The sequence below is a fragment of the Enterococcus sp. C53 genome, assembly GCF_040887425.1.
GTDB lineage: Bacteria > Bacillota > Bacilli > Lactobacillales > Enterococcaceae > Enterococcus_B > Enterococcus_B hirae.
Map to the genome: position 1 here is coordinate 372,097 of NZ_JBFOFT010000001.1, position 13,013 is coordinate 385,109.

The window sequence follows — 13,013 nt, forward strand, 5'->3', positions numbered from 1 at the left end:
ACGGTGACTCCTCTATTTAATTATTAAGGAAGGTGATTCAATGGAAAAAAAGACAGGAGAAATCATTGTTCCAACAGAACCTACAAATCCACCAGCGAAAGTCACTGGTTTTACTTTCAAATCTTATGACAAAAAAGCTGGCGTATTACAATTTGAAATTAAAAATCAAGACGGAAGTCCAACTGATTTAATCAATGCGACTGTCCGTCTTTTTATGTACATCTATTCTGGTGAAGAGAAAAAAGAATTTCCTATTTTTGACAACCAAATCATTACTGAAAGCTACATGCAAGGTATTGTAAAATACTTCATTCCTGATATGTTACTTGCTTATGAAGGCAAAGTTGATGCGAATGTTTATATTGACTTTCCAGATGGCAGTCACACCGACAACTTAGCTTTTACTTTCAATATCGAGAAATCTATCATCGATCGTGATGTTCAACTAAATGGAGAATATTATTTCAAAGACTTTCAACAACTGCTCGATGGAATCAAGCAAGAAACAACAGATGCAGTGAATGAGGCCTTAACAAATGTAGATTCTACAATCGAAAAGGCCAACCAGCAAATAAATAACTTTGTAGAGAATGCAGCACAGTCAATTGATCAAACTGTTGTCGAGGTAACAGAGGAATTAAAAACAACTCAATCTAATATTGATACTGTTTCTCAAAACGTTGTTTCAACACAAAATGAATTAACGTTAATGAAAGATAAGATGAACCAAACCAATCAGCAAATTGGTGATCTTGGCAAGTTGAAAAAGATATATTCAAACAGCATTAATTTTGGAGACTATGATTATAGTGGAAATCCCAATCTATTAAGCACTATAACTAGTGATTATTTTACAACAAAAGATAATGTAACAATTGCCAACGAAAATAGGGGTGTAAAATTAACTTTTAGAAATTCTGGATTTGGTGCTGAGACAGGAAATGTCATGCAAATCAAGCCCCAAACAACCTATACGCTTTCTGCTAAGGTAACAGTGAATGAGGATTTTGTAGGAGACTTGTCAAAAATTCGACTAACTTATAGAAAATTTCCCGGAGGCAATATTCTACTGGGAACGAACTTAGCTGATACGTTAGCGGGAGAAACAAAAATGATTTCTGTGACTGGTAGTGTATCAGAAATGAAACAAGTAGAGCGTACTTATCTACGTTTAGATAGTAATTCCCAAATAGTGGATGGATCAATCATTATAGAATATATCAAGTTAGAAGAAGGAGCAATACCTACGCCATATCACCCCAACTTATTTGAAAAACCATGGCAGATATCCAAATTTCCTTTGAATGAAAATCTGGCAAATCAGTCGGTTGTATTTCCAATAAATACATCAACTTATAATTTGTATGCCGCAAAGATGAAAAAGAATTTGGAAATAGGGAAAACGATGACAATTACACTAAAAGGAACGAAGCCAGTCAATCAGTCTTTTAAACTATTTGGAAATGGTTTGATTGATTATGGCACATTAACTCCTGTGAATGGTTTAGTTGATACCTGGCGTTTAACTTTTACACCTAATGAGGTAGCTACTGCTAATCCTAGCAATATCGAACTCTACCAAGTACCAAAAAATTCACTTGGAAATTGCACCATTGAATGGTTAAAAATAGAAGAAGGAGAGGTAGCTACTCCGAATATCATAGATTATAAATATTTCGGTGAAGGCTTGAAAGATAGCGATAATCCAAATGATTACAGCTGGAATATCACGCCTGATTATAGTGAACAATATTTTATTTCTAAATCTAGTACAGAGAAAGGTTTATTAATTTATAAGAATAATTTTATTACTACAGAAGACTGGAATAGTATACAAACGAGTGGTATCTATTACTGTGCAGGTGCTACAGGAGAAAATATGCCTATTTCAGGAACCCTATATGGCTATTTAATAGTGATTAAATCAGCAAGTGTGATTGTTCAACTATTTATCTCAAATGGAAATTTCTATAATCGAATCATGAGTGGTTCGCCGTTAACCTGGTTTAATTGGAATAAATTATCTAATGACTCCACAGTTGTCCATAATTCAGGAAATGAATCCATTGATGGCTTTAAAGACTTTCGACAAACACCAACAGTGAATAATGTACCAGTAGCTTTAGATCAATTTATTTCAAAAACAGTAAAAACAACGAATACAACAGATTTCACCAATGAAAGTTCAGTCAGATTTGAACGAGATGGCCGAAGTGTAGTAGCTAATTTTTCGATCACAAATAAATCAGCAAATTTTGCTGGATGGAAAAATTTAATGGCTTTTCCAAAAGGATATACTCCAACTTCGCTAAAGGATTGGGGTGGAACTTTGGCGAATAAAACCAATCGAAATCCTGCATTATCTGTTTACGCGAATGCTTCGGGAATTGTTGTGATGGTTTCTACTACAAATTTACCAGAAAATCAAGAGTGTTCTGGAACCATCAGCTATTTTACAAATGATGCGTGGCCAAATTAATAGGGGGAATAACTAATGAAAACAATGTATGAATATATGTATCCAGTAGGTTGCAAGGTATGGGAAAATATGCCAGATGATTTCCCAGAAGGAGTGCCGTATACTTCTGTACCACCATTACCGAATATTCCATTAGATCGCCAATTTTGGAATCCAAGGGAGCGAAAATGGGAAGAAGTTGTGACTCAAGATGTTTCTAAAAAATTAGTTCTGTTAGAGAAATTATCTGAAGGGTTACAAGATGATAATAAAATATTGAAACAGGCGAATGAAGAACTAACTAAAAGAGCTGATTCATTAACGCAAATCAATTCAAAAACGATGCTTACGACTATTCAAAACAGTAAAGAAATTGATTTATTGAAAGATCAACTTCAATCATCGAAAAATGAAGGGTGAGAATAATATGTATTCCTATGAAGATATCAAAATGATGTATGACTGGAATTGCTTTACTGCAGATCAAGTTCGGCAATTTGTTCCGTTGTGCATTACGGAAGAAGAAGCAGATAAAATTATTAATAAAGAAAATTAAGGCATGCTCCATGGAGTATGTTTTTTGTTGGAAAGTTGGTGAAGTATGAGTATTGATGCGATTATTTCTGCTTTAAGTATTGCAGGAACCTTAGTTGGTACGTTTGCAGGCATTGTTTTTTCAAACAAACTAACCATTTATCGAATTGAGCAATTGGAGAAAAAAGTTGAAAAGCATAATCATATTGTTGAACGTACTTTTCTATTAGAAGGACGGATGAATGAAGCAGAACATGATATTCAGGAAATGAAAGGAGGTGAGAAGAAATGATTTTACCCGATAAATATTATCAAATTATTAAATGGACAGTACTTACGGTATTGCCCGCTTTATCTGTATTAGTAGCCACATTAGGCAAAGCATATGGATGGAGTGAAACTGATATGACAGTATTAACTATCAATGCCCTAGCAACATTTTTAGGAGTAATTACAGGGGTATCAGCTTACAATTTAAAAGATAAGGAGTAAACGAATGAAAAAGAAAATTTTAGCAGGAGCTCTCGTAGCTCTTTTTTTGTTGCCTATGAATGTTTTTGCCGCCAAAGGCGATCAGGGTGTGGATTGGGCGATTTATCAAGGGGATCAAGGACGTTTTGGTTATGCTCATGATAAATTTGCGATTGCTCAAATTGGCGGGTATAACGCTAATGGCATTTACGAGCAGTCCACGTACAAAACACAAGTAGCAAGTGCTATTGCGCAAGGAAAACGAGCGCATACCTATATCTGGTATGACACCTATGGAAACATGGATATCGCTAAACAGACAATGGATTATTTCTTGCCTAAGATTCAAACGCCGAAAGGCTCAATTGTAGCCTTAGATTTTGAGCATGGTGCTTTAGCGAGTATCCCAGATGGATATGGAGGTTATATCAGTTCGCCTACAGAAAAGGTTGCAAATACAGAAACCATTTTGTACGGCATGCGTAGAATCAAAGAAGCAGGTTACACACCAATGTATTATTCATACAAGCCTTTTACATTGAATCACGTAAATTATCAACAGATTATTAATAAATTCCCTAATTCTTTGTGGATTGCCGGGTATCCTAGCTATAATGTAACTCCAGAACCGCTGTATAACTATTTTCCAAGTATGGATGGGGTTGCTATTTGGCAGTTTACATCTACTTATATTGCAGGAGGATTGGACGGAAATGTCGATTTAACAGGAATCACTGATAATGGTTATACTAATTCAGATAAACCACAAACAGATACACCAGCAATTAATGCAGGCGAAGAAACGAGTGAAAAACCAAAATCAGAGATTAAAACTGGCGACACTGTTAAAGTGAATTTCTCAGCGAAAAACTGGGCAACTGGAGAAGCAATCCCACAATGGGTAAAAGGTGAAAGCTACAAAGTACAGCAAGTAGACGGTAATAAAATTTTACTTGCGAATATTTTATCTTGGATCGACAAATCTAGTGTAGAACTTTTACCAGATTCTACGACAGTTGCAGAACAACCATCAGCTTTTCAAACTCATGTTGTTCAATATGGCGAAACTTTATCTTCAATCGCTACAAAATATAGAACGACATATCAAGCTTTAGCATCACTAAATGGATTAAGTAATCCAAATGTAATTTATGCTGGTCAAGTGTTAAAAGTAAGTGGTGTAGCAAGTGCAACTAGAACATATACAGTTCATTATGGAGATAATCTTTCTTTGATCGCGACTAAATTAGGAACAACCTATCAAGCACTGGCACAGTGCAATGGACTATCAAATCCTAATTTGATTTATCCGGGTCAGACACTTTCATATTAAAAAAGCTCCTCGTTGAGGAGCAGTACATAACCGTATTGACAACTATAAAAATTATTCGATAAAATAGTGATGTTATCGCATATCTTCATTTTCACCCATAGCTAGTCACACTCCAAGATATGAGATAACAGGATTGTTGCCACATAAAACTGATGCTATCTCTTGTTATTGTCCATGGTGGCAACAATCTGTACCCTTAGCTCAGTTGGTCAGAGCAGACGGCTCATAACCGTCCGGTCGTAGGTTCGAGTCTACAGCGTCCATATAGTAATTAAGTTAGTTCTGTGCTAGAATTTTTTTGAAGGATATCATACAAATCAATGGTTATTTTTCACTGCCACTCAAATGAGTGGCTTTTATTTATCCCTTTCTGGATCAATGAAAGTATATTTTATATAGTCATAACGCCGATGATCGCTCCGTGCGTCTGGTACGTCAGTCACGATATCAAACAAAAAGTATACATCCTTCTTCATTCTCGTTTTCGCAGCAGGAATTTTAAAGTAGTTTTTATTGGAATAGTAGAGATTAATTAATAAGCTATCTTCGATTGCTAAAAAGAAAACTTCTGAATCCCATACTTTATAAAAATCTTTGATAAATCTATTCGAAGGATCAAATTTAAACCATAATTGTGTTTTTCCTTCCATTAACATAATATTCACCTCAAAAAGATTATACGAACAAACGTTTGCTTTGTGAACAGAAAAAGATGAGCTAAATTAAATGCTCATCTTTTTGATTGATATTATATTTCTAATAATTCTTGTTTCTTTTTATTGAATTCTTCTTCTGTAATAATTCCATCATCTAGTAGTTCTTTATATTGTCTTATTTCTGAAGCTAAGGAAATTGTTGATGTATTGGAATTTGTAGCAGAAATATTTCTTCTTTTTAAATTATAAATAATTTCGTTTAAAGAATCACTTATCCTATCAACAGTATCTTTATCAACTGCAACATTTAATACTTTTCCAAGAGTATCAATAGTTAATGTACCCAACAGTATTCCTCTTTTTTTACTAATATTATTTAAATTGTCTAATATAATACTTTGTACATTATTACCTATCACTTTTTGTTGAGCTACAATTAAACGTTTATTAGTTAATGCGTATGCATAATTATTGTCATGTTTGGTTGACGAGATATAGTTATGCAATCCTACAAAGCAGAAGACTACGTATTCGTCACCGTTAAGTTGATCTGATATTAAGTTAAAATGATGAGTTGTCCATTTTTTAGTCATTCCTTTACCGTAGCCGTATTTAAGACAAAATTCTACCATCTCTTCAGTAGTTCTCATTCTATCATTACCTATATCATGATTATTTTGTATAGTATAATCAGATATGTTTAATTTTCTTTTTTTTGATGGATCCTTATCTAAATCTTCTAAACTTAAAGATCTTATTATTTTATAAGGAGTAGTCATACCATAACCAGCTTTTTTCATACAATTGCCGCAAACAATTTGTTTATCTTTGATTTTATATGAAGTTAAGCCAATTTTACTTCCACACTTTGCACACTGTTTACTCACATTAGTTCCTCCTAGATATCAGCTTTCTACTACTATTAATATTCTATCAATAGTGACCATACTTTGACCATGCTTTTTAGAAAAACATAGAAAATATTAGTGACTGAAAAACTATATAAACGTTGATATTAAGGTAAACAGCGTTAACTAGAATTAGTCAAGAAATGTAAAACTAGAAGTGTCTGTTTATCCAGTAGCTCAAGAAGCTTAATGAACAGTTAGCTCTATCCCTTATTACGTAAAGGATAGAGCTTTTTTTATGACTTTTAATGAAAACGGTTGACAAAAAAGGTGCTTAAACATAAAAATCAATACCATTCTTTACTTTTTTATTCAAAATCCTGTGCTTATCATTAGTTAAAATGGAAATTACATATTAAAAAACGAACGTCATTCTAAATGATCGGTTAAAAAAATAAAAAACGTTTCCCGTTTGAAGTATAACAATATATGAGTGGAAAAAATCACTACTATTTGTGAATGTGGTATTGTATACTAGGATTAAAAAAGGAGTGATGAATGAAAAAATGAATTTAAATAACGTTTCAAAGCGTTTGTACAAATGGGACAATTTAAAGGCTTTATTAATTTTCCTGGTTGTAGTAGGTCATTTAATTGATCGGGCGAATCAAAAGAGCGAATTGTTAATGAAAATTAACTATTGGATATATATGTTTCATATGCCAGCATTCATCTTTGTTTCTGGTCTATTCAGCAAGAATACAATTCGCAACAAAGATTTCCGAAAAAGTTTTAGATATCTCAAATGGTTTTTCATTTTAAAAATTATATTTTTGATTAGCACTTTTCTCTCTTCAGGTTCTTTAAGCTTTTCCTTTTTAACAGAAAGCGGACTGCCATGGTACTGTTTTGCTATTTTTGCTTTTCAATTAATCAGCATGGTTATTGATGGATATGACAAATACTGGGTGCTAGGCATAGCTGTTGTAATTGGTTGTTTGGCAGGATATGATGCAAATTTGGGAGATTTTCTATGTTCTTCAAGAATCTTAACTTTCTTTCCATTTTTTATGCTGGATACTTAATTGATTATCAAAAAATGTCAAATTATCTAAACAATTTTAAGATCAAGTTGTGCGCGTTGTTCCTTTTGTCAGGAAGTTTTTTTGTCGTTTATTTTAAGTTATATGGCACCTCACTGACGATGGGATTTTTGACCGGTAGAAATGCTTATGCGAATGTAAGCGAATTAGTAGGTCTTTATGGTGGTTTTTTCCGATTTATTTACTATATTGCAGTCTTCCTTATAATCAGTAGTTTGGTTGCTTTGATAAGTAATAAACGACTGTTTATTACGAGTTTTGGAGAATTATCCTTGATCATATATATGTTGCATATACCTATCGTCAGAATAGTGAATGATAAACTTCATTTGGATTTGTTTATTAAAAGTTTTGGTCTACCGCAGAGTATTACGATTCTAATAGTAACTATATGTATTTTCTTTTTGTGCAGAATGGAGTGGGTTCATAAGCCGTTAAACAAAATTCTCTATTTTAATGTTCCTGAAAAAACAGATAATTCGGTAAAAGGAAATGGGTATTTTAAAAGCTTTTTTTATGACCGTACTTTGACCATACTTGATAGTAAAAATGAAGAATAATTAGATGGTATGATGAGCGTATTATTATAGAAGACAAGTGTTTAGGTTATACGATCGGAGTTAATAAAAGTTCACTAGAAAATATTGAATTGGAAGTGATTGTTTATCCGAGCACTCAATAAACAGAATAAATTGAATAAACAATGAACTAAACTCAATGAAAAAAGTTCTCTCTCGTTGATTAAGAGGAGAGCTTTTTTTTCTGTGTTTCATTACAATAGATAAAATGGTTTATCGGCGCAAGCACTTCGATCCGATCATTTTAAAGAAAAGCTTTAAGTTGAAGGGGACGTTTTTGGATAATTCTAATGAGACAAAGAGTAGCTGATCCAGTCAATACTTCTTTTAATAAGAGATATTTACTGTAAATAGTTGACGAAATGGAATTAAATTTATAGTATTATGTTTTGAAGCCAGTTAATGAAAAAGGGGCGAAACCAAATGGCGAAGCGCATTGATCGAATTTATACGTATGTCAAAGAAAAAACGGCTCATCTAAAACCGATTGAATATGATCAAGGGGTCACAACGAAAGAGATAGCTGAGGTTTTAGGAATTCAACGGACCAATAGTAGTAAAGATTTGAATCAGTTGGTACGTGAAGGAAAATTGTTGAAAACCGATGGACGACCTGTACGTTACATATATCAAAAAAATGTTGCCTATGAACAACCGACCGCCAAACATGTCATAAGCTATAAAGAAGAAAGAGTACCAGTAGAAAAAGCAAGGATTCAGATTGATACGAAAGATATTTTTGCTAAGATCATTGGCGCAAATGGGAGTATGAAAAACTCGGTTGAGCAAGCGAAAGCCGCCATTTTATATCCGCCGAGAGGTCTGAATTGTTTGATCACTGGACCAACTGGATCGGGGAAAACCTACTTTGCACATGCGATGTTTCATTTTGCCAAAGCCAATCACGTCATTAGTGAAGACAACGAGTTGATCGTCTTTAACTGTGCCGACTACGCTAATAACCCGGAATTATTGATGAGTCACTTGTTTGGGTATGTCAAAGGTGCTTTTACTGGAGCAGAAGAGGAAAAAACCGGAATCATTGACCAAGCAGATGGAGGAATGTTGTTCCTAGATGAAATTCACCGGTTACCACCTGAAGGGCAAGAAATGATCTTTTACTTCATGGATCATGGTACCTATAGTCGATTAGGAGAAACAACAAAATCTCATGAAGCAAATGTTCGGATCGTGGGAGCGACAACTGAGGACCCTGGTTCTTCTCTATTAGAGACATTTGTTCGAAGAATACCGATCAATATCAAGTTGCCATCTTTTGAAAAACGCCCTGCAAATGAAAAAATCGACCTGGTTAAAATTATGATCGCCCATGAAGCTAACCGTATCCAGCGGCAAATTTCGCTAACTGAAGATGTTGTTAAAGCGTTGATCGGTAGTGTAACCTATGGGAACATCGGTCAGTTAAAATCGAATATCCAATTGATTTGCGCTCGTGGTTTTTTAAATCATATCAATTCTCCTGAAATTTCGATTACGATCGATGATTTGACGGAAGGGATTAGAAGTGGATTGATCCAATTAGCAAGTAATCGAGTAGCGATGTCCGAACTATCGAAGCTATTGGAGCCCAAAATTACGGTGTACCCTAACGACACAATCATGAAGATTCAATCTGATTCTTATGAACTACCCTATAATCTTTATGACATTATTGGGGACAAAGCAGCGCTATTAAAGTCTGACGGATTAGATCAAGAAGCCATCAATCATTTTATTTCAACGGATATCAACATCCATTTGAAATCTTTTTACAAGGATCATGGATTCTCATTCAATGCCGATAATAAACTAGCTGAGTTTGTTGATCCTAAAATCATCGAAGTCACCAATCAAATATATATAATGGTAAAAAATGCCTTGCCATATGAGTTTCAGCAAAATTTTATCTACGCAATGAGTCTGCATATCAGTTCTTTTTTAAAAAGAATCAATATCGGTGAAGAGCGCCATACGAATGATAATATACGTGAAATGGCAATTGATTTTCCAGTGGAATATGAAGTAGCGAAAGAAGTTAGAAAGTATATTGAGGAGTATTTCCAAGTAACGATTCCAGATAGCGAAGATTACTATCTCACTGTCTTGCTTGTGTCGCTAAGGGCAAATCAAGCAAGCGGTCGTATTGGGGTAGTCGTGGCAGCACATGGTAATAGTACAGCAAGCAGCATGGTTCAAGTGGTCCAACAATTATTAGATGCAGACAATGTACGAGCGGTCGATATGCCATTGGATATGGATCCTAAAACGGCGCTTAGTCGGATCGAACGAATGGTGCAAGAGGTGGATGAAGGCAGTGGAACGATCTTATTAGTGGATATGGGTTCGCTTGCTTCATTTAATTCTCAGATTCAGCGAGATACAGGAATTCCTGTGCGGACAGTTGACATGGTGACGACCTCTTTGGTATTAGAGACGGTTCGCAAAGTTTCTGTGTTAGGTACGGATTTAGATATGTTATACGATTCCTTGAAAAATTTCCGTGGTTATGCAGAAATTTCGATGGAAAAAACACCTGAACCGACCGCACTCAGAAAAAAAGCCATCTTAGCTATTTGTGCATCTGGTGAAGGAACCGCACAACGAATCAAAGAATTGATCGAACGTTCTGTAAGTAAACGGCAAGATGTCGAGTTGACTGTTTTGGCACTCTCTGTTTTAGAATTGGAAAAAGAATTGCCTAAATTAATTGAAAATTACCAAGTCATTGCGACTACTGGAATTACAGATCCACAGATTGCTGCGCCGTTTATTCCATTGGAGCGGTTTATCGATCAAAATATCGAGTTGATTTTAGATCAATTATTGCTTGAGGCAGAATTAGATGAAACAGAAGAAGTGCCATTGAGTGAAGAAACTGCAAAACAGACTTGTGTGAAATTTATTGAACAAAATTTTACATTTATCAATGGAACCAAATTGATTGATCCTTTATGGAATTTTAGTGATCAAGTGTCTGAGAAGCTATCGATTGAGAATCATGGATATAGTTTTAAAATCAATTTAGTTTTACACACAGTGGGGATGATTGAACGGATTTTATTAAACGAGCCATTGAATGTTGAATCAGACGAACTGGAAAAAGCGATGGAAGATCCATTGTTTTCGTCTATCCAACAATTGTTATCCCCGTTGGAAAAGACCATCAGATTTGAAACACCTTCATCTGAAGTTTATTATTCATTAAAGCTGATTCGTAATGAATTGGCAAAAAATGAATACACTAAATGAAAAATACACAAAAAAGATACACTGTTATTAGTGTATCTTTTTTGTGTATTGCTTCGAAACGCCTTAAAACCCTTTAGTGTATTGATAAAAAGTTGGCACGGTTCTTGCTTTTATATAAATGTGCCAATAGATGGTTATACACACAGAAAATGAGAGGGGTTTCTGTGAAGTAGTTTAACAAAAGGAGATTTGCTGATGGATATTCGGTTAGCGCGTATAGATGATCGTTTGATCCATGGACAAGTTGCAACGGTCTGGTCAAAATTGACCGGCGTGGAACGCATCATTGTTATTAGTGATTCAGTAGCCCAAGATAAATTGAGAAAGTTTCTTTTAAAAGAAGCTGCTCCACCGGGGATCATCGCAAATGTGATCACGGTGAAAAAAATGATTCAAGTTTATCAAAGCGGTTTACTAGCAACGACGAAAGTGATGATTTTATTCACTAATCCTCAAGACGTTGAGAAAATTGTCTTAAGTGGTGTACAGCTGGATTCATTGAATATCGGTGGGATGAGTTTTTCTGAGGGGAAGACGATGATTACAAATTTTGTGTCAGTCGACCATAAAGATATTGCATCGTTCCAATTCTTGAATCAGCAAGGTGTAGAATTAGAAATTCGCAAAGTACCCGCAGATAGAAAGATCCTTTTGATGGAATTACTAGCAAAAGCCAAAAAGGCATAATATTGTTGTTGGAAAATGGTCAAATTCATCTGTTGTAATGGTTAGCAATTATTTTAATATTTGATTTGTTACAACAAAAAGAAGTAGGAGGTATAAATATGGTAGGGATTATCCTTGCAAGTCATGGACAATTTGCTGAAGGTATCTTGCAATCAGGTTCAATGATTTTTGGCGAACAAGAAAACGTCAAAGCAGTCATTTTAAAACCAAGCGAAGGTCCAGATGACTTGAGAGCCAAATTAGAAGAGGCTGTTGCTTCTTTTGATAATCAAGACGAAGTATTGTTCTTAGTTGATTTATGGGGCGGAACACCGTTCAATCAATCAAACACATTGTTTGAAGAACACAAAGACAAATGGGCAATTGTTAGTGGTTTGAACTTGCCTATGTTGATCGAAGCTTATGCGTCACGTTTTTCAATGGAATCTGCTCAAGAAATTGCAGCACATATCATTGAAACAGCAAAAGATGGTGTGAAAGTGAAGCCAGAAGAGCTTGAACCACAAGAAGCACCAAAAGCAGAAGTTTCTGATGGACAACCTAAAGGTGCATTACCTGAAGGAACAGTAGTTGGCGACGGTAAGATTAAATATGTTTTAGCACGTGTTGACTCACGTTTATTACATGGTCAAGTTGCTACTGCATGGACAAAAGCTGTTCAACCAAATCGGATCATCGTTGTTTCAGATGCTGTATCAAAAGATGATTTACGTAAGAAATTGATCGAACAAGCTGCTCCTCCAGGGGTTAAAGCAAACGTTATCCCAATTTCTAAAATGATCGAAGTTGCTAAAGATCCAAGATTTGGGAATACAAAAGCTTTGCTATTGTTTGAAAATCCTGAAGACGTGTTGACAGCTGTTGAAGGCGGCGTTGACATCCAAGAATTAAACGTAGGTTCAATGGCCCACTCAGTTGGGAAAGTTGTCGTAAGTAAAGTTTTATCAATGGGCCCTGAAGACGTAGAGGCGTTTGAAAAACTAGAAAGCAAAGGAGTTAAATTTGATGTACGTAAAGTACCAAATGACTCTCGCGACAATATGGATGAAATTCTTAAAAAAGCTAAGTCTGAATTATCTAAAGCATAATTCAAAAA

11 protein-coding genes and 1 pseudogene are annotated in these 13,013 nt (G+C 34.9%); 10 read left to right on the plus strand and 2 right to left on the minus strand.

Annotated elements, in window-relative coordinates:
- Positions 1 to 40: 40 nt before the first annotated feature.
- From AB3I42_RS01860 to AB3I42_RS01885, 6 genes are read left to right on the plus strand one after another with little or no spacing between them, the layout of a single operon-like run.
- Positions 41 to 2,479, plus strand: coding sequence for a BppU family phage baseplate upper protein (locus tag AB3I42_RS01860; protein WP_368022226.1), 2,439 nt, complete (start codon positions 41 to 43; stop codon positions 2,477 to 2,479).
- A gap of 15 nt (positions 2,480 to 2,494) precedes the next feature.
- Positions 2,495 to 2,878 (plus strand): hypothetical protein, encoded by a 384-nt coding sequence (locus AB3I42_RS01865; RefSeq protein WP_286335841.1) that lies wholly within the window; start codon positions 2,495 to 2,497, stop codon positions 2,876 to 2,878.
- 7 nt (positions 2,879 to 2,885) lie between these two features.
- The gene (locus AB3I42_RS01870) at positions 2,886 to 3,014 is read left to right on the plus strand and encodes an XkdX family protein (protein ID WP_128427561.1); all 129 of its coding nucleotides are present in this window, start codon (positions 2,886 to 2,888) and stop codon (positions 3,012 to 3,014) included.
- Between the two features lie 45 nt (positions 3,015 to 3,059).
- Entirely contained in the window at positions 3,060 to 3,284 is a 225-nt protein-coding gene (locus tag AB3I42_RS01875) for a hypothetical protein (protein ID WP_081122927.1), read from the plus strand.
- A complete protein-coding gene (locus AB3I42_RS01880) occupies positions 3,281 to 3,484 on the plus strand; it encodes a phage holin (protein ID WP_368022227.1) in 204 nt (67 codons plus the stop codon). The genes AB3I42_RS01875 and AB3I42_RS01880 overlap by 4 nt, the downstream gene beginning before the upstream one ends.
- Positions 3,485 to 3,488: 4 nt before the next feature.
- The gene (locus AB3I42_RS01885) at positions 3,489 to 4,796 is read left to right on the plus strand and encodes a LysM peptidoglycan-binding domain-containing protein (RefSeq protein WP_368022228.1); all 1,308 of its coding nucleotides are present in this window, start codon (positions 3,489 to 3,491) and stop codon (positions 4,794 to 4,796) included.
- Positions 4,797 to 5,152: 356 nt separating this feature from the next.
- Here AB3I42_RS01885 and AB3I42_RS01890 read toward each other — a convergent pair whose 3' ends face one another.
- Positions 5,153 to 5,452 (minus strand): DUF5960 family protein, encoded by a 300-nt coding sequence (locus AB3I42_RS01890; protein WP_368022229.1) that lies wholly within the window; start codon positions 5,450 to 5,452, stop codon positions 5,153 to 5,155.
- 92 nt (positions 5,453 to 5,544) lie between these two features.
- Positions 5,545 to 6,339, minus strand: a complete 795-nt coding sequence (locus AB3I42_RS01895; RefSeq protein ID WP_368022230.1) for a PH domain-containing protein — start codon at positions 6,337 to 6,339, stop codon at positions 5,545 to 5,547.
- 527 nt (positions 6,340 to 6,866) lie between these two features.
- Here AB3I42_RS01895 and AB3I42_RS01900 point away from each other — a divergent pair.
- The 4 genes and pseudogenes from AB3I42_RS01900 (at position 6,867) to AB3I42_RS01915 (ending at position 13,005) form a co-directional block, all read left to right on the plus strand.
- A pseudogene (locus AB3I42_RS01900) lies at positions 6,867 to 7,963 on the plus strand (acyltransferase family protein).
- Positions 7,964 to 8,404: 441 nt separating this feature from the next.
- Positions 8,405 to 11,230, plus strand: coding sequence for a sigma 54-interacting transcriptional regulator (locus tag AB3I42_RS01905; protein WP_010719804.1), 2,826 nt, complete (start codon positions 8,405 to 8,407; stop codon positions 11,228 to 11,230).
- A gap of 195 nt (positions 11,231 to 11,425) precedes the next feature.
- Complete coding sequence (locus tag AB3I42_RS01910; RefSeq protein ID WP_368022231.1) at positions 11,426 to 11,917, plus strand: mannose/fructose/sorbose PTS transporter subunit IIB; 492 nt, start codon at positions 11,426 to 11,428, stop codon at positions 11,915 to 11,917.
- A gap of 98 nt (positions 11,918 to 12,015) precedes the next feature.
- Entirely contained in the window at positions 12,016 to 13,005 is a 990-nt protein-coding gene (locus tag AB3I42_RS01915) for a mannose/fructose/sorbose PTS transporter subunit IIA (RefSeq protein ID WP_010719802.1), read from the plus strand.
- Positions 13,006 to 13,013: the final 8 nt, after the last annotated feature.